The 20875-nt window shown below is 46.1% G+C and carries 19 protein-coding genes; 16 read left to right on the forward strand and 3 right to left on the reverse strand.

What is annotated here, in order from left to right; genetic code table 11:
* Positions 1–155 precede the first annotated feature (155 nt).
* The 8 genes from QP794_RS20240 to QP794_RS20275 all read left to right on the forward strand — a co-directional run bounded on the left by QP794_RS20240 (position 156) and on the right by QP794_RS20275 (position 9887).
* Positions 156–2411, forward strand: coding sequence for a stalk domain-containing protein (locus QP794_RS20240; protein ID WP_024631024.1), 2256 nt, complete (start codon positions 156–158; stop codon positions 2409–2411).
* 374 nt (positions 2412–2785) lie between these two features.
* Positions 2786–3250, forward strand: coding sequence for a Fur family transcriptional regulator (locus QP794_RS20245; RefSeq protein WP_079349492.1), 465 nt, complete (start codon positions 2786–2788; stop codon positions 3248–3250).
* Between the two features lie 2 nt (positions 3251–3252).
* Entirely contained in the window at positions 3253–3504 is a 252-nt protein-coding gene (yidD, locus tag QP794_RS20250; RefSeq protein WP_053784390.1) for a membrane protein insertion efficiency factor YidD, read from the forward strand.
* A gap of 598 nt (positions 3505–4102) precedes the next feature.
* On the forward strand, positions 4103–6154 hold the full coding sequence (gene metG / locus QP794_RS20255) for a methionine--tRNA ligase (RefSeq protein WP_285078715.1): 2052 nt from the start codon (positions 4103–4105) through the stop codon (positions 6152–6154).
* 311 nt (positions 6155–6465) lie between these two features.
* On the forward strand, positions 6466–7458 hold the full coding sequence (locus QP794_RS20260; RefSeq protein ID WP_285078628.1) for a metal ABC transporter solute-binding protein, Zn/Mn family: 993 nt from the start codon (positions 6466–6468) through the stop codon (positions 7456–7458).
* A gap of 37 nt (positions 7459–7495) precedes the next feature.
* Positions 7496–8272: a metal ABC transporter ATP-binding protein gene (locus QP794_RS20265; RefSeq protein WP_285078629.1), complete on the forward strand. Its 777-nt coding sequence runs from the start codon at positions 7496–7498 to the stop codon at positions 8270–8272.
* Positions 8273–8321: 49 nt separating this feature from the next.
* Complete coding sequence (locus tag QP794_RS20270; RefSeq protein ID WP_024631018.1) at positions 8322–9125, forward strand: metal ABC transporter permease; 804 nt, start codon at positions 8322–8324, stop codon at positions 9123–9125.
* Positions 9126–9173: 48 nt separating this feature from the next.
* Positions 9174–9887 carry a cytochrome c biogenesis CcdA family protein gene (locus QP794_RS20275; protein ID WP_024631017.1) on the forward strand — a complete coding sequence of 238 codons (714 nt, stop codon included), beginning with the start codon at positions 9174–9176 and terminating at the stop codon, positions 9885–9887.
* Between the two features lie 147 nt (positions 9888–10034).
* On the opposite strand, the gene splB is transcribed toward QP794_RS20275, so the two are convergent.
* A complete protein-coding gene (gene splB / locus QP794_RS20280; RefSeq protein WP_285078630.1) occupies positions 10035–11105 on the reverse strand; it encodes a spore photoproduct lyase in 1071 nt (356 codons plus the stop codon).
* A 232-nt stretch (positions 11106–11337) separates the two neighbouring features.
* Here splB and mntR point away from each other — a divergent pair, with 232 nt between their 5' ends.
* From mntR to QP794_RS20295, 3 genes are all read left to right on the forward strand, one after another.
* Positions 11338–11766, forward strand: a complete 429-nt coding sequence (gene mntR, locus QP794_RS20285) for a transcriptional regulator MntR (RefSeq protein ID WP_024631015.1) — start codon at positions 11338–11340, stop codon at positions 11764–11766.
* 209 nt (positions 11767–11975) lie between these two features.
* Positions 11976–13574, forward strand: a complete 1599-nt coding sequence (locus tag QP794_RS20290) for a family 10 glycosylhydrolase (RefSeq protein WP_285078631.1) — start codon at positions 11976–11978, stop codon at positions 13572–13574.
* Positions 13575–13658: 84 nt separating this feature from the next.
* A complete protein-coding gene (locus tag QP794_RS20295; RefSeq protein WP_285078632.1) occupies positions 13659–14660 on the forward strand; it encodes a patatin-like phospholipase family protein in 1002 nt (333 codons plus the stop codon).
* 63 nt (positions 14661–14723) lie between these two features.
* On the opposite strand, the gene QP794_RS20300 is transcribed toward QP794_RS20295, so the two are convergent.
* Positions 14724–15056: a hypothetical protein gene (locus QP794_RS20300; RefSeq protein WP_024631012.1), complete on the reverse strand. Its 333-nt coding sequence runs from the start codon at positions 15054–15056 to the stop codon at positions 14724–14726.
* 5 nt (positions 15057–15061) lie between these two features.
* On the reverse strand, positions 15062–16054 hold the full coding sequence (locus QP794_RS20305) for a DUF1385 domain-containing protein (RefSeq protein WP_024631011.1): 993 nt from the start codon (positions 16052–16054) through the stop codon (positions 15062–15064).
* A 216-nt stretch (positions 16055–16270) separates the two neighbouring features.
* Between QP794_RS20305 and QP794_RS20310 the strand changes: the two genes are divergently transcribed.
* From QP794_RS20310 to QP794_RS20330, 5 genes are all read left to right on the forward strand, one after another.
* The gene (locus tag QP794_RS20310; RefSeq protein ID WP_079349487.1) at positions 16271–16849 is read left to right on the forward strand and encodes a YqhR family membrane protein; all 579 of its coding nucleotides are present in this window, start codon (positions 16271–16273) and stop codon (positions 16847–16849) included.
* 77 nt (positions 16850–16926) lie between these two features.
* On the forward strand, positions 16927–17364 hold the full coding sequence (gene aroQ / locus QP794_RS20315) for a type II 3-dehydroquinate dehydratase (protein WP_285078633.1): 438 nt from the start codon (positions 16927–16929) through the stop codon (positions 17362–17364).
* 45 nt (positions 17365–17409) lie between these two features.
* A complete protein-coding gene (locus QP794_RS20320; RefSeq protein ID WP_285078634.1) occupies positions 17410–18483 on the forward strand; it encodes a M24 family metallopeptidase in 1074 nt (357 codons plus the stop codon).
* 318 nt (positions 18484–18801) lie between these two features.
* Entirely contained in the window at positions 18802–19359 is a 558-nt protein-coding gene (efp, locus tag QP794_RS20325; protein WP_024631007.1) for an elongation factor P, read from the forward strand.
* A 190-nt stretch (positions 19360–19549) separates the two neighbouring features.
* Positions 19550–20803, forward strand: a complete 1254-nt coding sequence (locus QP794_RS20330) for an aspartate kinase (protein ID WP_024631006.1) — start codon at positions 19550–19552, stop codon at positions 20801–20803.
* Positions 20804–20875 lie beyond the last annotated feature (72 nt).

Genomic DNA, 20875 nt, shown 5'->3' on the forward strand with positions numbered 1-20875 from the left:
ATAGATAACTATTTTCATAGTATTTTCGCTCTATTAAAAGTTTACAATTCTTATCAATTAATTTTAGCAACTTTTCCCGGCTGCAAGCGTCTAATAGTATGACTTTTTGAGGGGGATATTTATAAAATGGGAGCAGAAGGAGCCAAAGACAAAGAATGAATTTGAAGAAGAAATTATCCGTACTTACCGCTTTAGCTGTATTCCAAGCGTTTGCAGCGATTCCAGCGAATGTACTAGCAGCCGATCAAAGTGATACAACAACAACAAATACAGCCAATGTTAAATCCGTGGAGGTTGTGAAGAAAGAACAAACCATCGCGGAATCGGATGTAAAGTCCGGGTCAGATTCAAAACAGTCTGATAACAATGAAGTTGAAGGAACAAACCCGGTGACCAATGAAACTACGGGAACAGATGTTACTCCGGTTGACCCTGTTACAGACCCTGCTGATGAAGAGGGTTCGGAAGAGGAAACAACAGTACCTACGACTCCGGTTGAGGTTGAGCAACCATCTACAAGCGGTCAATCTGTAGCCGGAAGTAAAGGCGGAGATCTGACACTTTACATGAATAGCAATAAAATGATGCAAGACGGCAAAACATATCTTGCAGGACAGCCGATGGCTGTTAAAAATGGTGTATCATATGTAGCGATCCGCGCACTGGTTGATCGGGTTGGATATGATGTGAAATATGACAATACAACCAAAGAAACCATTATTATTAGTGGCGAAGATGAGCTTCGCTTCAAAACGAATAGCACTATTTACACAGTAAACGGTGAATCCAGAACGATGAAGGGCCCTGCCTATCAACAAAAAAATACGTTCATGGTGCCACTGACGTCGATTACGCAGGCACTCAACATTACTTATAAAGTGAATCAGTCTGCGAAGACTGTTGTACTGAACCTGAGTACCAAACCGGTAGCCAGCTTCACGGTACCAAAAGAGATTTTTGCAGGAGACACGGTGACATACAACACTAAATCCAGCTCTCCCAAGGGACTGGACATTATAGACGAGCGCTGGACGGGCCGTCAGGATTCGTTTGATCAACCAGGTACATATACGGTAACGTATGCTGTCCAGGATTCGAGCGGACAATGGAGTGATCCGTACTCTGTTACGATTCAGGTTCAGAAACCCAATCTTCCTCCTGTAGCGATGTTTATGACAGACAAGGAAGAATACAAAATGGGTGAAAAGATCACGTACATTGATCAAAGCACCGATGATGAAAATGCCATTGTGAAAACAGAATGGGAAAACAATGCTTTGGCATTCTTTGTTCCGGGACCAAAGACGGTAACGATTACCGTTACGGACAAACATGGTGCTAGTAACAGCTATACCAAGAATGTTAATATCACCAATGAAACACTGTATACTATCTCTGACTTTAATCAGTTGTTCACGCCGGTAGGTGATAAGTTCAGCTTCAACGGCAGTGAAGTTCCTGCCATTGAGAAAGTTCCGTACACTTATTACGATGAGCAAAGTGTGCTGATTCGCAGTAACAGCCCGGAAACCGTTAACTCTGAAGGGATTGTGTACAAAGAGTCTTCAATCGGTCAGACCCGTTTCATGATTCACCATGTGAACAATACAGGCAAAAACGTGAAAATGTACGTTGTTGCTACGAATAATAATATGTACGCAGCAACATTAGAGCAGCAAAACATGGGCTTTGCAGGTCCGTCACCAATAGCAACTGCGGCAGGTAAATTGTCCATTGATCGCTGGTTCCAGTCTATACAGAACGGTACGGGACAAAAGAAAGTGTACATCCAACCTGGAGAGAGCAAGCTAATTCTGACCGAATTGAGTGTTCTTCCTATGAAGCAAGGGCAAGTTATTTCACTGTATTCTGATGTTTTCAGCGACTACAGGCTGGATTACAACATTATCATGATCGAAGAAAATAAAGATCCGATGACGGTATGGTCCACCCTGCCTGTTCTGGATCGTGATGGTGTTCATAACCGGGGAACATACCCGAATGCAACACGTATCATTACGTACGACCAAGAAGTGGGGTCGAAGCCTGCACGTCTGCCGCTCGGCGACAATGCAAGTGACCCGAATCTGGTCGGAACAGATCCAATGGCGTATACAGATGCTTCTAACGCGGGTAACTTCGGTGTTCTCTACAAAATTACACTGAACAATGTTGCTCCTCGCACTTTAATCTCGTTCAACCCACGTGGTGGTAAATACTCGGGTGTAGCGCTCGTTAATGGAGAAGTTGTACAGATTTCGAACGGCAAATCCGTAAGCGCTCCGAATGAACAAAGTGTACTCTATCGTACAGGCTCGTATGGTCAAAGTGTAACGATTCTGTTCTCCGCAGCACCAGGAAGCAATCTTCCTGTCAACTTGCTGTTCACACCGCTTCCGACAGAGAAATAATTGTTTCTCCTGTCACCAGAAACGGACGGTTTGGAGTGAAAGCTTATATGCTATATATCCTGTCACCCCAAAAGTCGCCCGAAGGATTAATTATCTGAACCGTCAGGAAAGGACTCCATGTTTATGGGGTCCTTTTTCATTGTGACTGTAGAATCAGCGGGATCAGGTCCGTTCGTTGACTATGAACTTCATTTAAGGCATTATTAGTAGTATATAAATCAAGCATAAGTAACAGCATTTTGCATAATTTGATTTCACACGCTAACGGGTACAGTACCTAGACGAATAGACCCATTTCGATATAGGTGTTGCTGAATTGAATTCGCTCTTTGGATTTATGCAGAATGCTCGTATGACAGGAGGTGCTTTAGGTCATGCTGTCGACAGAACAGATTATTAATACCATGTCCTCGCAGGGGCTCCGCATTACGGATCAGCGGAAGACACTGGCCCGGTTATTTGCCGAATCCCCCGGGTATTTGACACCCAAGGACGTCTATGAATATATGGGTAAGACTTACAGCGGACTGAGTTTTGACACGGTGTACCGGAATTTGCGTGTCATGCAGGAATTGGGTGTACTGGAGCAGGTCATCTTTGAAGATGGGGTGAAGTTCAGAGCACATTGCAGTGAGGATCATCACCACCACCATATGATTTGTCTGAAATGCCAAAAGACATATCCAATCGTTTTTTGCCCGATGCAGCTTGCAGATGCGCCTGAGCAATTCCAGGTCGTCGATCATAAATTTGAAGTTTTCGGGTACTGTAAGGACTGTGCCGAACATATGCCAGCCAAAGTGTCATCCGGACATCAGCACACTCACGGGAAGCACTGACGATGAAGTTATCCCGCAGATTGGTTCAGGCTCCCATTCGGGTGTATCGAAGCTATATCTCTCCATTGAAGCCGCCGACATGTCGTTTCTACCCTACCTGCTCGGCTTACGCTATGGAGGCAATTGAGGTCCATGGTGCGCTCAAAGGGTCACTGCTTGCGGCTAAGCGCATTGCGAAATGCCATCCGTTTCATCCAGGCGGAGTGGATTTGGTGCCACCGAAGGCAGAAAAGTCTGTGATGGTATCCGATTAATGATCCAATGGTTGTTTTTGCAGGATTGAGTTGATTTAAGAATTGCTGTCCACTTGACAAAGGAGGCAGTATTTCAGTATATTTTTGGTATGTATAGCTGTTCAAAAAGTTTGGTTTTCAGTACCAAGAAGAGGGGATGAAGCTAGAAATGGAGTAGCGGAGCGTAGGGAAACTACGTGAGCAACGGACATTTCGGCTGAATTTCATATTCGATGCTGATGATGCCCTTAGGCATCATTCGTAATCAAAATTGGACTTTTTGAACAACTTCTATATGATTTCCAGTGAAGGGATAAGTACAGACACACCCCCAGTGCAGAGAGCCGGATGAGCTGAGAACCGGTCTGGGAGGAGGATGGAATATGGTCCCGGAGGAACCTCTTTCGAGCGTGCAGACGTTGATTTAGAACGGGCTGTCGTAAGGCTGAGGCGTGATCCAGCGTTAATGGGCGGTCGAAGGACCGGCAGAGCCTGTGTTTTGTGAAAAGCACGGGGAATTTGGGTGGTAACACGTGAGAGCAACTCTCGTCCCATATAGGGACGGGAGTTTTTTGTGTTCTTTTTTAGGCAAAAGCAAGCAATGAAAATGCAGGACCATATGAAGGAGGAGAAGTCATTTATGGCTGATCAAAAAACATTTTATCTGACAACACCGATTTATTATCCGAGTGACAAACTGCATATCGGACACGCGTACACGACTGTGGCGGGTGATGCTATGGTTCGTTACAAACGTCTGCGCGGTTATGCTGTTCACTATCTGACAGGAACCGATGAGCATGGTCAGAAGATTGAGCGCAAGGCACAAGAGAAAGGACAGTCGCCACAAGCCTTTATCGACGACATCGTTGTGGGTATCAAGGAACTGTGGAACAAGCTGGACATCTCCAATGACGACTTCATTCGGACTACGGAAGAACGCCACAAAACAGTGGTACAGGATATCTTTGACCGTTTATTGAAACAAGGGGATATCTACAAGGGTGAGTACGAAGGCTGGTACAGTATCCCGGATGAGACCTACTACACGGAAACCCAGCTGGTTGATGTGGAGAAGAATGACAAGGGCGTTATTATCTCGGCCAAAAGTCCGGATAGCGGACATCCGGTGGAGCTGGTAAAAGAAGAATCCTACTTCTTCCGGATGAGCAAGTATGCCGATCGTTTGCTGAAATATTATGAAGAGAATCCGGGTTTTATTCAGCCGGAGTCACGTAAAAATGAAATGATTAACAACTTCATCAAGCCGGGTCTGGAAGACTTGGCTGTATCGCGGACGACTTTCGAATGGGGCGTCAAAGTTAAAGGCGATCCGAAACACGTTGTATATGTCTGGATTGATGCGTTATCCAACTATATTACAGCTCTTGGTTATGGATCATCCGACGAATCGCTGTACAACAAATTCTGGCCAGCGGATGTACATCTGGTAGGGAAGGAAATTGTTCGTTTCCATACGATATACTGGCCGATTATGCTGATGGCACTGGATCTACCTTTACCGAAGAAAGTATTCGCTCACGGCTGGCTGTTGATGAAGGACGGCAAAATGTCCAAATCCAAAGGCAATGTCGTTGACCCGGTAACCCTGATTGACCGTTATGGTCTGGATGCACTTCGTTATTACCTGCTGCGTGAAGTTCCATTTGGTTCAGATGGTACGTTTACTCCAGAAAGCTTTGTAGAGCGTGTGAACTCCGACCTGGCAAATGACCTTGGAAACCTGTTGAATCGTACGGTAGCCATGGTGGACAAATATTTCGAAGGCAGAGCGCCTGAGTTTACTTCCGGTGTGACCGAATTCGATTCATCTCTTGAAGAAGCGGGTCTTGCTGTTGTGGAGAAAGTGGAGCAGGCCATGGAAAATCTGCAATTTTCCGTAGCGTTGACAGCGATCAGTCAGTTTGTGAGCCGCAGCAACAAATACATTGACGAGACTCAGCCTTGGGCTCTTGCTCGTGATGAAGCAAAACGGAATGAACTGGCATCGGTAATGTCGCATCTGATTGAAAGCTTGCGGATTTCTTCCATCCTCTTGCAGCCGTTCCTAACACGTGCTCCGCGCAAAATCTGGGAACAGCTCGGCATTCAGGAAGGTGAACTGACGGCCTGGGATTCAGCGAAGCAATGGGGCGTTATTCCGGCTGGCAACGCTTTGCAGAAGGGTGACCCGATCTTCCCACGTTTGGACTCTGAACAGGAAATTGCTTATATTGCTGAAGCGATGACTGGAGGCAAAAAAGTTGAAGCGCAGCCTGGGGCAGCTCAAGTTGATGCTGGAGGCGCTTCTGAAGCCGCTCAACCCGTCACAGCACCAGAAGGCACAGAAGAGATCGGTATTGATGATTTCGCCAAAGTGGAACTGCGTGTCGCTCAAGTAATTGCCTGTGAACCGGTCAAGAAAGCCGATAAATTGCTGAAACTGCAGCTGGATCTTGGCTATGAGCAACGTCAGGTTGTATCGGGAATTGCGAAGTTTTATTCCCCAGAAGATATGGTTGGACGCAAAGTCATCTGTGTCACGAACCTCAAGCCTGTGAAATTGCGCGGTGAACTGTCCCAAGGCATGATCCTGGCAGCATCCCACGGAGACCAGCTTACACTGGCAACGGTACCGGACAACATGCCTAATGGCGCACAAGTAAAATAGGACTTTGACCCTGTAACCAATATATAGTTTGTATCGCTGTAATATAAGGTGGCCTAATGAAAATCGGGTCACTTTTTATTTTGGACGAAATCAGATCTGATGCGAAGAAAACAAGCATATACTGTTATGAACTCCGTGCTCAAGGAAAGAATGAATAGGACAGAGCGGCTTGACAAGTTCGTGCAGGTTACCTATAATTCTTTCAGTAATGTTTACGATTAAGAGATGCGGAGTGAATACTAGTGAAATTTTATAATGGAAGAAATCTAGACAAGGTAAACCGGACTCTAGCAACAGGTAGAAGAGGACAGATGAAATGGATGCTCAGCGGTCTGCTTGTTCTTAGTTTGCTCATATTGTCGGCATGCGGTCAGAGTAATAATTCAGAGAGTGCCAAGCTGGTGGAAGGTAAAGTGAATGTGATCACGAGCTTCTATCCTGTCTATGCGTTTACTGCGACAATTGGCGGAGACGATGCGAATGTCATTAATTTGCTGCCAACAGGTGTTGAACCACATGATTGGACGCCGAAGAGCCAAGATATTGTGAATACATCCAAAGCTCAGTTATTCCTATACAATGGTGCAGGCCTGGAAGGATGGGTCCCCAACTTCCTGAAGTCACTGAATAGCGATACCAAGGTGAAGTCAGTTGCAGTAAGTGAAGGGGTTACTCTATTAACTGCTGAGGGTGATGATGGACACGGTCATGGTGAAGAACAGGTCGATGAACATAGTGACGAACATGCTGATGAAGCTAACGCAGAGGATATTGCAGACCATCATGTGGACCCCCATACATGGGTAAGTCCCAAATCGGCAATGATAATGGCTGAAAATATCAAAAACAGCCTGGTTGAAGTAGACCCTGCCCATAAAGAAGGATATGAACAACGCTATGAAGAGCTGCGGAGCAAGCTGGAAACGCTGGATCAGCACTTTACGGACGAATTGTCCAACGTTCCCAACAAGGAAATTGTCGTTTCGCATCAGGCTTTTGGTTACCTAGCACGTGATTATGGGTTAACCCAGCATGCCATTATGGGACTTTCTCCAGATGCGGAGCCCACAGGTCAAGATATTGTGAATTTGGCTAAGCTGGTGAAGGATGAAGGGATTAAATACATTTTCTTCGAAGAGCTGGTATCTGACAAACTGGCAAAAACCCTCGCCAATGAAGCGGGAGTAGAGACAATGGTCCTGAATCCTGTAGAAGGTTTAACCAAAGAACAGGTCACAAACGGGGATGATTATTTCACCCTGATGGAGAAAAATTTGCAAAATCTGCTGATCGCATTAAAATAAGATAGACTGAAGGATTCGTTTGAAATCCTTATATATAATGAAGGGCGGCTTTGCCATGCAGCAAATCATGCCATTGTGTCATGATCCAATTATAGAGATCGAGAAACTATCATTTTCCTACGGTGACCAGCGAGTGATCGAAAATCTTGATTTTATGGTCCAGGAAAGGGATTTTGTCGGGATTATCGGTTCAAACGGGGCGGGCAAAACGACATTGCTGCGAATGTTGGTTGGACTGTTGCCTCCAGCCGAGGGAGACATCAAGCTGTTCGGACAGTCGATTCGCCGATTCAAGGATTGGGAACGGATTGGTTATGTTCCGCAAAAAAATGCGTTTAATCCATTGTTCCCTGCAACGGTTAGGGAAGTAGTCATGTCCGGCTTGTACAATAACAAGAATATGTTCCGTCGCATGTCCCGTAAATGTCATCAGCAGTGCACAGATGCTATGCAGGTGATGCGGATTGAGGATTTGGCGAACAAACGGATCGGACAATTGTCTGGCGGACAGCAGCAGCGCGTGTTTTTGGCACGGGCACTTATTAATCACCCTGATCTGCTGATTCTGGATGAACCGACGGTGGGCATCGATGCCGAGTCCCAGGCCAGCTTTTTTGAACTCATTACCCATATGCATGAACACCACCGGATGACATTCCTGATGGTATCACATGATATGGACCGGATGGAGAGTTATCTCGGTTCAAAAGCAGCGGTGACGAACGGAAAGATACATTTCCATGTCCGTCATTCCCATGAGGTGGAAGACTGTGCCGAGACGAATTTGCAGCATACCACCACCCAGGTTCGTTAGAGCGAGTACACAACCAGATTAGAGCAAGGCCGAAGGAGTCGTGTGTGTTATGGAAATTTTAATGAGTGATTTTTTTCAGCGGGCGCTGGCGGGGGGATTGCTAATTGGCATCACAGCACCCTTGATCGGATTGTTTCTGGTGCTGCGACGTTTATCCATGATCGGCGATACTCTGTCTCATGTAACTATAGCCGGGGTTGCACTCGGATTCCTTATCGAAGTGTATCCGATTGCGGTGGGGCTGATATTTGCTGTGCTCGCATCATTTGCCATAGAGAAACTGCGTAAGGCCTATAAGAGTTACGCCGAATTATCGATTGCGATCATCATGTCCGGTGGAGTGGCGCTGGCTTCGTTGTTCTTCACGCTGGGCAAAGGGTATAATACAGATGTTATGAGTTACCTGTTCGGCAGTATTTATACACTGGATTCCACGGATTTGAAGCTGGTTGGTGTGGTCACGCTGATCGTGGTCATCGTTGTAGCGTTGTTACATAAGGAGTTTTTCCTGCTCAGCTTTGAGGAGGATGCCGCAGCGGTTACCGGGTTGCCTGTGAAACTGCTGAATATGCTGATTACCGTAATGACAGCCCTTGTCATTAGTACGGCGATCAAAATCGTCGGCGCATTGCTGGTATCGGCATTGCTGACCATTCCGGTAGCTGTAAGCTTACTGATGGCACGAAGTTTCAAATCGGCGATTATATTGTCTGTGGTTATTGGCGAAATTGCCGTAGTTATTGGACTGGTTGTGGCCGGGATCTGGAACCTTGCGCCAGGAGCAACGATTGTACTTCTGCTTATCATGATGCTGATTCTTACGATGATTGGAAAAAAAGGGTTCCGAGCCTGATTTTGAACGTAAGCAAGTGAGCCCCCAGGGAAGGGAGATATCCGCTTCATGCCTGATGTTAATGTGTGGCTGGCTTTTGTAGCAGGATTAGCTTCGTTTATATCGCCTTGCTGTCTTCCGCTGTATCCTTCGTATCTTTCCTACATTACGGGGATGACAGTACAACGGTTAAAGGATGAACGCAATCAGCGTGAAGTTCGCTTCAAGACATTGACTCATACGCTGGCGTTTATTTTGGGCTTCTCGGCTGTGTTTTATTCGCTGGGGCTGGGAGCCGGATTATTTGGTCAATTTTTCAATGATAACCGTGATCTTATTCGTCAATTATCCGCGATTTTGATTATGTTAATGGGTTTATTCTTGCTGGGGTTGTTCAAACCACAGTTTCTGATGAAAGAGCGTAAGATGGATATGAAATGGAAACCAGCGGGTTACTTGGGCTCATTTATTTTTGGCATTGGTTTCTCAGCAGGCTGGTCACCTTGCATTGGACCGATCTTGACTGCCATCATCGCGATGGCTGCGAGCGAACCAACCACCTGGTTGGCATTAATTACGGGTTACACGGCCGGCTTTGCGTTACCTTTCTTCATTCTGGCCTTTTTCATCGGTTCTACCCGCTGGATCTTGCGTTATTCCAATATCATGATGAAAGCCGGGGGCGCATTAATGTTGTTCCTTGGTGTGCTGTTATTTACGGATCAGATGACCAAAATAACGATCTGGTTACAGCAGATAACACCAGACTGGATGATTATATAACCTTATATAGCCATCAACGAGTGGTTGTTTTATTCATGGATTATTCCAAATAAGAACAAAGCAGGCTACATGAGCCCAGATTGATTCTGGTCCATGTAACCTGCTTTTTTAATCAAAGGTTCTTTAATATAAGGGCCAGCTCTACGCTTAGGTGAAATAATCAATGTTGGCCAGTGGGAAATGCTCAAAAATGCGCTCAGCAATAAACTCGCGCAGGGCATCCTGCTGATCATCCTTATACACATATTTATACTGTCCCCATCGGCCCCATTTCATTTTTCGCTTTTCGATATCCATCTCCAGCTTGGTTTTGGGATATCGCTTCTCAATGGTAGCTTTTGCCGTTTTGGTAAAACGGTGCTGGATCATCTCAAAGGTTAGATCCTTGGTTGCTTCTTCAGGAAGTGTATCGGCAAGCTTTTGTAAAAGCTCAGAATATCCTTCTTCCCATCCGTCATACCACATGATTGGGGCAATAATGAATCCGAGCGGATAACCGGCATGAGCTATTTTGCCTGCAGCTTCAATACGCTCTTCAAACCGTGAGGTGGCTGGCTCAAAATTTTTGATCACATAATCGGAATTCACGCTGAAACGGATACGAGTGTGTCCGTTATGCTTGATGTTTAATAAAGGCTCAACGTGATGGTATTTGGTCACAAAGCGAAGTCGTCCGTGTTCCTCATCCGCCATAAAACGAATCAGGTCACCGAGGTTTCCCGTAATATGCTCCAGTCCTACGGGATCGGATGTACAAGCTGCTTCGAAACGGGTAATTTCAGGCGCACGTTCCTCAATGTAACCTTTGGCAGCCTGAATGATCTCCTCGGTGTTTACATAGACACGGACATAGGGCTTGGCCCCAAGTGTCGTTTGAAGATAACAATAATGACAGTGACCCATACAGCCTGTGGAAATGGGAATGGCATATTCGGCTGAGGGCTTCGATTGGTCAAACTTAAGTGTTTTACGCACGCCGACAACAAGGGTTCGCTTGGCCATTCGGTACTTTTCTTGTTCCGTTTCGCCAGGGAGATTGGTGATTCGATTATGGGATGTCGTCATCTGATAAGGAATATCCCTGGAGGTGACCCATTCCATAATCCTTTTACCTTTCTCATATTCCAGCGCACCGGGTTCAAAATACACCAAATCGGGAATAAAGGGTTTAGTGCCTTTTGTTTTGCGAACGGGTGGATGCGCTACACTTGTACTCACGAAATCACTCCTTTCAATCCGGAACCTTGCTTAGTTTGCCTCGTTTGGGGATAAGTCACCCTTACCAATACTTGCGCAATGGTAACGGAAAATGAGGTCTGAAAAGCGCTTTACGGTCAGTAAGTAGTGAAGGAATTGTGCAGGACTTGCCAATGCGTATTGATAACATGTATCATTATAAGATAGGGACCAGGCAAGAATATTGCCGGTCAGAGAGAAGAGAGGGAAGCAGATGCCAACGCCCAGTATGGAAGATTATTTGGAGCGTATATACAAATTAATTGATGAAAAGGGCTATGCTCGTGTGTCTGATATAGCTGAAGGTTTGGAAGTGCATCCTTCATCGGTGACGAAGATGATCCAAAAGCTGGACAAAGACGAGTACCTGATCTATGAGAAGTACCGCGGGCTAGTGCTTACGCCAAAAGGCAAAAAGATGGGCAAACGTTTGATGGAGCGCCATCATCTGCTTGAACAGTTTTTAACGACCATTGGTGTTCAGGAGGAAAATATCTATCAGGATGTCGAAGGAATTGAGCACCATCTGAGCTGGGATTCCATTACCTGCATCGAGTCTTTGGTAGAATATTTCCGCCAGGATGAGAGTCGATTGCGTGATCTGAAAAGTATTCAGGAAGACATGAGCAACACCGAATCCTAAGCCTTAAAAGCCAGACTCACCTGGAAAATTGCAACGCATATCCATTCAAAAATCAGAGGATGCACCTGCCGCTAAAACGGTAGGGAGCGTCCTTTTGCTTTTTCTCGTCCAAAATTTGGCGATTTTTCGCAACTTAATAATCATTAGGAGCGTCTATTAAACTAGCAGAATTTGCCGCGAATTTATAATTATTTTGGAGGATTGCACTGATGAAGCTTCGAAAAGGATTGATCCTGCTGCTCATTTTTGTTCTGGGTTTACAAACTGCAGGACTAACAGCGCAGGCAGCTAGTCAAAAGGGAATTATCATTTATTTGGATGGTCAACGATTGGAATCGGATGTATCGCCTTACATTTTGCCCAAAGTAAATGTAACGATGGTTCCTCTGCGTGTCATTAGCGAAGGTCTGGGTGCTTCTGTTCTATGGTCACAGGCTACGCGCACCGTCACTATCAAGAAGTCCGATTCTGTCATTACGATGACGAGTGGACGCCAGCAGGCAACAGTAGATGGGGCCGTGGTTGATCTTGATGCCTCGGTAGAATTGAAGCAGGGCCGTGTAATGGTACCGATTCGATTTGTCAGTGAGAACCTTGGAATCCAGGTTACCTGGAACCAATCTGCGCAGACCATTGATTTGACCACAGGCAATGCTCCTAACCCTAATCCAGTCACACCAGCAGAACCTGGTGGAACGGGAACTACGCCAAGTACGGATGAGATGCGGGGAGCATGGATCTCGACCGTAAATGGAGACTGGCCTTCATCTGGAGCCAAAGGAAACGTGGAGAAACAAAAGTTGGAGTTCATTCAGCAGCTAGATACGTTGAAGGATATGGGAATCAACGCCGTATTTGTTCAGGTGCGGGCCAATGGGGATGCGATCTATCCATCAGGTCTTGTACCCTGGAATAGTGTATTGACAGGAACACAGGGGAAAGACCCCGGTTATGATCCACTTGCATTCATGGTTGAGGAAGCTCACAAACGTGGCCTTGAGTTCCATGCCTGGTTCAACCCTTTCCGGGCTACCAATTCGGCAAGTACAACCGGGCTCGCAGTCAATCATGTATCCAAGCTTCACCCGGACTGGATGGTTAATGCTTCAGGTAAATTGTATATTAACCCGGGTATTCCCGAAGCGAGACAGCATATTATTGATACCATCATGGAAGTAGTCAATCAGTACGATGTTGATGGCGTACATTTGGATGATTATTTCTATCCTTCCAATGTAACATTTAATGATGATGCGGCTTTCAAAGCATACAACACATTGAATACAAGTGACCGTGCGGAATGGCGCCGGGACAACATTAATCAATTTGTCAAGCAGCTTGGAGAGAGCATCCACAAAGTAAAAGCTGGCGTACAATATGGCATTAGCCCATTTGGTGTGTGGCGTAACAAATCGGTTGATATGACCGGTTCGGATACAAAAGCCGGAGTAACCGCTTATGACAGCATGAATGCGGATGTACGGACATGGATCAAGCAGGAGTGGATCGACTATGTTGCACCCCAAGTGTACTGGAGCATGACACTCAGTGCAGCACGATATGATAAGGTGGTAGACTGGTGGGCCAATGAAGTGGCAAATACCGATGTGAAATTGTACATTGGACACTCACCTTACAAGCTGGGCACACCGGAAATCGGGTGGCAGACATCACAGGAAATTATTGATCAGCTTATATATAATGAGAAATATGATACGGTGAAAGGGGATATTTTCTTTAGTTCACAGTATCTGACGAAAAACCCACTTGGCTTGATTGCCAAATTAAAAGCCTATTATGGACTGTAAAACATTTTAACGTAATAAGACCAACCCCTGTTCTCATACAGTGGCAGTAGTAGCATGGACTGCCTGGAGAACGGGGGTTTTATTGTGTTGATTAATGGAGTTTTTGAAGGCGGCGGCGTAAAGGGGATTTCACTCGCCGGCGCTGTAAAGGGTGCAGAGGATCATGGTGTTGAGTTCAATCGCGTAGCGGGCACGTCATCGGGTTCTATCGTAGCTGCTTTGCTAGCCGCGGGCTATTCGGCGGAAGAGATGAAAGGCATTATCGAGAATACGCCGTTCGCTTCGTTGCTGCGACGTTCTCCCATATTTGATACCAAGTGGATCGGCCCCGCAGCAAGGCTGTTTTTGAAGAAGGGGCTATATTCTGGGGAAGCGCTGGAATGCTGGATTCGGGATATGCTGAAAAAAAAGGGGGTTCGGACGTTTGCTGATCTGCCTTCAGGAAAGTTATTAATTATTGCATCCGACATCTCGAATGGTACCATTTTGGTGCTGCCGGATGATATTAAACGATTCGGAATAGATCCTTCGAAACTGGAGGTAGCCAAGGCCGTACGCATGAGTTGCAGTATCCCCTATTTCTTCGACCCGGTAGCCATTCGCAGATCCCCTATCCTGTCTAAGGGTTTACGTTTTGCGGACCAGTTTGTTTATATCGTCGATGGAGCATTACTGAGCAATTTTCCGCTCTGGCTGTTTGATGGGGAGCGTACAGAGCGTGGAGGAGAAATCATACCTGTAGTTGGTTTTAAAATGGTTGGTAAAACCGAAGGAGAACCGGCTAGAATAAGGGGTCCCCTAAGTATGCTTCAAGCTTTGGTAGAAACGATGCTTACTGCTCACGACGAACGATATATCGAACAGATCAATCGATTCCGTACGGTGAAAATCCCTACCCTTGGAATTAAACCTACGGAGTTTAACCTTTCTGTACAGGACAGTACAGCTTTATATCAATCTGGGGTTAACGCCGGGACTGAATTTTTCAGTGGATGGAACACCAAGAACTATGGTGACCAGCTGGACAAACAGAGACGAGAGCTAAGAAAGAAAGAAGCGGAGATACCACCACTGACTCCTGTATAAAAGAAAAAGCAATTCTCCGCATGTTGGGAGAATTGCTTTTCTGTGTTTAGTCGAAATAGTTCTTTAATGATACTTGGGTACGTCCTCATCGCTTTTACCCTTTTGTCCCTGGATAACCTGGAAAGGATAATCCTTGCGTTTTTTGGAAGATGAGCTGCTTTTCCGGGCACCAGACTGCGCGTTAACTTTAGCCATGGTTTTAGCTGATGGTTTGATCTTCGGTGATGATGCTTTGCTTGCCCAACGCCGGGGCGGATACTTATAGAGCAGGAACACAACCCCGAATACGATCAGGGGTATCACAATTCGAGATATACCTCCACTCAACAGCCAATTCAAAATTCCAATAGCAGCGAGTGCAATGAGCGTCCAAAAAATGATGGCCTGCCTTTTCATATCATTCACCCTTTCACAGGATCAAATGTTGCAACAGGAACTTCCGATGTTGCCGATACGTTTGCAAGCTTGGCATCCAGTTCACGCATACGGTTAAATGAAGCGATGGATACTTCTACCTGTTCATTAGTCGGCTCTTTGGTTGTCAGCAATTGCAGCCATAGTCCCGGGTATCCGAGATAACGCAGTACAGGGATATCACGAACCGAATTGGTCAATTTCAACAATTCGAACGAAATACCGAGCACAACGGGTAACAACAGCAGCCGCTGTCCCATACGTTCCCAGAGATTATCGTATGTGAAGAGCGAGTACAAAAATACGCCGATAATGACAGTCAGCATAATAAAACTGCTTCCGCAACGATAATGCAGACGGCTATACTTTTGCACATTTTCTGGCGTAAGCTCTTCTCCGGCTTCGTGAGCACTAATGACTTTATGTTCTGCACCATGGTATTGGAACAAACGTTTAATCATCGGTGTCTGGGAAATCAGCCACAGATAGGCAAGCAACAGGATCAGCTTAATTCCGCCTTCCAGTAAATTATGCAGAAACTGATTGTCGAATGCATTTTTGAACAGAAAATTCTCAATTACAACCGGCAACAATGTGAGCACAATTTTACCAAAGAGAAACGAAAGGATAGCTACTGCGGTGACGCCGATAATCATGCTTAGGCTCCAACCTGAGCCTTCTTTTTCTTTTTGCTTTGCTTTTTCTTCAGGTTCCAGTTCATCATCAGCATATGCGTCAGCAGAATAATTGAGATGTTTGCTTCCTTTGACGCTCGAATCTATAATGCTGACAATTCCGCGCAGTAGTGGAATCCGCCGCAATTTCATGACCCAGGACTTGTCTTGCTTGGGAACTTCCAGATACGTAATTTCGCCGTCTTTTCTTCGCACAGCTGTAACGTTGACATGTTTACCGCCGAACATTACGCCCTCAATGACAGCTTGCCCCCCGTAGCTGACAGGCTTGGATTGTTGAGGCAAATTATTCACCTTCCTATTCTGTTCTAGGCCTTCATGGTCGAAGGCAGTTTAATATCCCTATTGTATCGAATTTTGAGAGCAATTTCTAGTTTGCGAGTCGATCCAAGGGCGATGTTGTTAACTTTGTCCTGATTTGTACATACTACCCGGTAGAGTTAGGACAAAATTGGAGATTTAACCGCAGGTTTTGCAAACTGATTGTGAAGGAGAATATCGATGACAGAGTATACCGGTGAACGCACATCACATAAGGAAAATCAACGTGCTGACAAAGGAGAGCCAAAGGACCGGGGCAAGCGTCCTACCCAGCGGCAAGGCCAAGCGCATTATCTTACCAAGCCGTTACCTTTTGCAGTGGAGCTTGGTTTTTTCGCAGGTTTTATCTGGGGAGGTTTGCATTGGCTGTCTTATCTGCTTCATTTTACGATTGTACCTTTAGGATTTTTGGCTGAACCGTTTTTTAAACACAATTTTATATATACTGCAGCAGGACATTTGACTGGCTGGTTGTTTTTTATTGTCTTTTCTCTTATCGCATCTCTGATCTACACGTTCACTTTAAAAAAATTCAAAGGCCCGATTCCAGGTATGATCTACGGCATTGTTTGGTGGCTGATTATCTTTGTCCTGGTAGGTCCAAAACTGGATATGGTAAAGCCCTTAAACCGCTTAACCTGGGATTCCATCATTACAGAATTTTGTTTCTTCTTGCTGTGGGGACTGTTTATCGGGTACACCGTAGCCATGGAGTTCACGGATGAACGGAAACGTGAGCCAGAGCAAGCGGGAGCATAGCCGCAAAAAAGCTTCTCAATCCGGCAATGGCTGTGTTAAAATAGCAGATGGTTATTTGCAGAAAGGGTGGAGTAGCTATGAAACGGATTGTTGTAATCAATGGCCCGAACCTGAACATGCTCGGCGTACGTGAACCTGGCATCTATGGAACGCTTAGTCTGAAGGATATTGAGGACAAAATTCGCAGACAGGCAGAGGAGCTGGGCGTCTCCATCACTTTTTATCAATCCAATCACGAAGGGGACATCATTGATCGTATTCATGCAGCGATGGGCGATGCAGACGGAATCATGCTGAATGCCGGAGCGCTGACCCATTACAGCTATGCTGTGCGTGATGCCATCAATGCCGTAAAAGTTCCTACAGTAGAAGTACATCTATCCAACATTCATGCACGCGAAGCGTTCAGACATCATTCAGTAATTGCTGCAGAAACAATCGGGCAGATTGCCGGATTTGGCGAAGTAAGCTACGAACTGGGATTGCTGGCTCTCGTACGTCATCTGGACAAGTAAACCTGAGCCGGGGACCCGGGAATGTGAGAGAAAGAAGGGTTACCGATGGAAAACAAACGAGTAAATAAGTTACGTGAGGCCATGCATGAACATGAACTCACGGCTATGCTGATTACAAATCCGATTAACCGTCGTTATATGACGGGTTTTACAGGCTCAGCGGGATATGTGCTGATCACGGAACAGGAAGCCTATTTGCTTACCGACTTCCGTTATATGACACAGGCCCCGCAACAAGCCAAAGGATTTACCGTTGTTGAACATGGACCGAAACCGTTGGAATCCGTTCGCGATTTGCTAGCATCGGCGAATATCAAGCAGGTTGGCTTTGAGCAGGATCATGTCACCTATGGCACGCATACTGCTTATGCTGAAGCGCTTCAGTCTATTGAATTGAAAGCTGTATCCAGTATCGTGGAGCAACTTCGCATGTTCAAGGACGAAGATGAGATCGCTGTAATGCAAAGAGCTGCGGATCTGGCAGATGCAACATTCAGTCACGTTTTGCAATTCGCAAAACCGGGTATGACTGAACGTGAAGTGGATTTGGAGATGGAGTTTTTCATGCGCAAACATGGAGCAACTTCCTCTTCGTTCGACACCATCGTTGCATCGGGTGAACGTTCTGCTATGCCTCACGGTGTAGCAAGTGGCAAAGTCATCGGACAAAATGAGTTAATTACATTTGACTTCGGTGCGCTTTTGGATGGATACTGTTCAGATCTGACACGTACCATCGCAACTGGCACGCCTGTACCTGAACTGCGTAAAATTTACGATATCGTACTGGAAGCCCAGTTACATACGCTGGCGAACCTGAAACCGGGTATGACCGGACGGGAAGCAGATGCATTGGCACGTGATATTATTGCAGGGCACGGATATGGAGAGCAATTCGGACACAGCACGGGCCACGGTCTGGGTATGGAAGTCCATGAGGCTCCCCGTTTGTCCAAGCTTAGCGACGATGTATTGAAACCGGGCATGGTTGTAACCGTTGAGCCGGGTATCTACATTGACGGTCTTGGCGGCGTGCGTATTGAGGATGACGTGGTGATTACCGAGACAGGTATTCACATTTTGACGAATTCGGACAAGAAGTTCACCGTAATCGGCTAATTTACAGCCACTGGTGATATAAGACGATTTTTAATTTATAGGTATTTGGGGTATTCACTACTAACCCAGACAAGCGTAAGCGTAGTGAAGGGAGCGGAATCGATTCTGAAGAAGCGAAGCGCTCGCCTTTGTCTCCTCATTTTAAACCTTATCAAAATCTAATCGGGAAAATGAGGAGACAACAGCGATCGGAGGAACGATCCGATCCCGAAACGGTCACGTCGCACACGATTACCAGGTGTATAGTATGAATCCATCTATAAATTAACCCATCGTCTCATATCACCTACTTTTCAACCATATCAGGAGGGATTTTTTGTGATTTCAGTAAACGATTTTAAAACAGGCTTGACTGTCCAAGTGGACAACGACATCTATACCGTACTTGATTTCCAACATGTTAAACCAGGTAAGGGTGCGGCTTTCGTACGTTCCAAACTGAAAAACCTGCGCAATGGTAACACTGTTGAGAAAACATTCCGTGCGGGCGAAACCATTGGCCGTGCGATCATTGAAAACCGTGGCGTATCCTACCTGTACGCTAGCGGTACAGAGCACACGTTCATGGACAACGAAACATATGATCAGTTTACACTGACAAGCGACCAACTGGAGTGGGAATTGAACTTCCTCAAAGAAAACATGAACGTAAAAATCGTTAGCTACCAAGGTGAAATCCTCGGTATCGACTTGCCTACAAGCGTAGAGTTGAAAGTTATTGAAACAGAGCCAAGCGTAAAAGGCAACACTGCACAAGGCGCTACCAAAAATGCTAAAGTGGAAACAGGCCTGAATGTACAAGTACCTTTGTTCATCAACGAAGGCGATGTTCTGCTGATCGATACGCGTGAAGGTAAATACTCTTCCCGAGCGTAACGTTCACTTGGTTAAGCAAAATAAAGCATGAATTCAACCCTTTGCCTTTTCTCCGGCAAAGGGTTTTTTCGAAAAAAGATTAGCCTATCAGACGCTTTCGTAATATACTGGGTTAAAGTCATTTTTCGGAGAGAATAATGACGATGGACATCAATTATGCATACTGCACAAGGTAGGGAGTGGATTTGCGTTGTCATTGTACGTCATGAAATTTGGGGGCAGCTCGGTCGGAGATACAGAACGCATGAAGCGTGTAGCCGGACGTGTTGTAGAAAAAGCGGATGAAGGACATCAGTGTGTAGTCGTGGTTTCGGCCATGGGGGATACCACGGATGATCTGATTGATCAGGCGAAACAGCTGAACAGTGAACTGCCTGCACGTGAGATGGATATGCTGTTGACTACGGGAGAACAGATCTCGATTTCATTGTTATCCATGGCAATTCAGGCGCTGGGACGCAAAGCCATTTCATTTACAGGCTGGCAAGCGGGATTCCGGACGGAGCCGGTACACGGCAAAGCACGGATTAACGATATTCATCCGGAACGAGTGAATCAGGCGCTGGCAGAAGGCAACATCGTTATCGTTGCAGGCTTCCAGGGCATGACGGAAGACGGCGAGATTACGACGCTTGGTCGCGGCGGATCTGATACAACGGCAGTAGCCTTGGCAGCAGCCATCAAGGCGGACGCTTGCGAGATTTACACGGATGTAGACGGTATCTATTCTACCGATCCGCGAATTGTAAAGGTTGCACGCAAGCTCAAGGAAATATCGTACGACGAAATGCTGGAACTGGCCAATCTGGGAGCAGCGGTATTGCATCCGCGTGCAGTTGAATACGCGAAGCATTCGGGTGTGCCTTTGATTGTAAGATCCAGCTTTAACCATAATGAAGGAACGGTTGTGAAGGAGGAAGCAACAATGGAACAAGGCGTGGTAGTTAGTGGAATTGCCTATGACAAAAACGTGGCTCGCATCAGTATTCTGGGTGTACCAGACGTACCGGGGGTTCTCGCTGAGGTATTTGGTGCCCTGGCATCTGAACAGCTGGATGTTGACATTATCGTACAGAGCGGTGTGATGGACGGCAAGGCAGACTTCTCGTTCTCTGTTGCACTGTCCGATCGTGAGAACGCATTGCGTGTCATTGAGGCTCTTCACAGCCGCCTGCCTTACCGTGAAGTCACTTCGGAAGAAAACCTTGTTAAGGTCTCGATCGTCGGTGCAGGAATGGTTAGCCATCCGGGTGTTGCTGCGAAGATGTTCCAAGTCATCTCGGGCGAAGGTGTGAGCATCAAGATGGTTAGCACTTCCGAGATCAAAGTATCCTGTGTTATTGACGGAGAGAAGCTTCATGATGTAATTAAGGCCCTACACACAGCGTATGATCTGGATACGGCAGAACAAGCCGTGATTGGCGGACCGCAAGTTCGTAGATAAAAACCGATATAGCTGTAAAGATACAACAAAGGTGTACTGTGTATTCCCATCCGGGAAGCAGTACACCTTTTT

It is taken from the genome of Paenibacillus sp. UMB7766-LJ446 (genome assembly GCF_030226665.1).
GTDB classification, from domain to species: domain Bacteria; phylum Bacillota; class Bacilli; order Paenibacillales; family Paenibacillaceae; genus Paenibacillus; species Paenibacillus vandeheii.

Bases quoted from the DNA above. Each gene is read 5' to 3' on its own strand.
- yidD (WP_053784390.1), top strand. From the start codon at position 3,253: ATGAAGTTATCCCGCAGATTGGTTCAGGCTCCCATTCGGGTGTATCGA.
- QP794_RS20290 (WP_285078631.1), top strand. From the start codon at position 11,976: ATGAAGCTTCGAAAAGGATTGATCCTGCTGCTCATTTTTGTTCTGGGT.
- QP794_RS20260 (WP_285078628.1), top strand. From the start codon at position 6,466: ATGAAATGGATGCTCAGCGGTCTGCTTGTTCTTAGTTTGCTCATATTG.
- QP794_RS20300 (WP_024631012.1), bottom strand. From the start codon at position 15,056: ATGAAAAGGCAGGCCATCATTTTTTGGACGCTCATTGCACTCGCTGCT.
- metG (WP_285078715.1), top strand. From the start codon at position 4,103: ATGAAGGAGGAGAAGTCATTTATGGCTGATCAAAAAACATTTTATCTG.
- QP794_RS20265 (WP_285078629.1), top strand. From the start codon at position 7,496: ATGAAGGGCGGCTTTGCCATGCAGCAAATCATGCCATTGTGTCATGAT.
- QP794_RS20275 (WP_024631017.1), top strand. From the start codon at position 9,174: ATGCCTGATGTTAATGTGTGGCTGGCTTTTGTAGCAGGATTAGCTTCG.
- QP794_RS20240 (WP_024631024.1), top strand. From the start codon at position 156: ATGAATTTGAAGAAGAAATTATCCGTACTTACCGCTTTAGCTGTATTC.
- QP794_RS20270 (WP_024631018.1), top strand. From the start codon at position 8,322: ATGGAAATTTTAATGAGTGATTTTTTTCAGCGGGCGCTGGCGGGGGGA.
- mntR (WP_024631015.1), top strand. From the start codon at position 11,338: ATGCCAACGCCCAGTATGGAAGATTATTTGGAGCGTATATACAAATTA.
- QP794_RS20320 (WP_285078634.1), top strand. From the start codon at position 17,410: ATGGAAAACAAACGAGTAAATAAGTTACGTGAGGCCATGCATGAACAT.
- aroQ (WP_285078633.1), top strand. From the start codon at position 16,927: ATGAAACGGATTGTTGTAATCAATGGCCCGAACCTGAACATGCTCGGC.
- QP794_RS20310 (WP_079349487.1), top strand. From the start codon at position 16,271: ATGACAGAGTATACCGGTGAACGCACATCACATAAGGAAAATCAACGT.
- QP794_RS20245 (WP_079349492.1), top strand. From the start codon at position 2,786: ATGCTGTCGACAGAACAGATTATTAATACCATGTCCTCGCAGGGGCTC.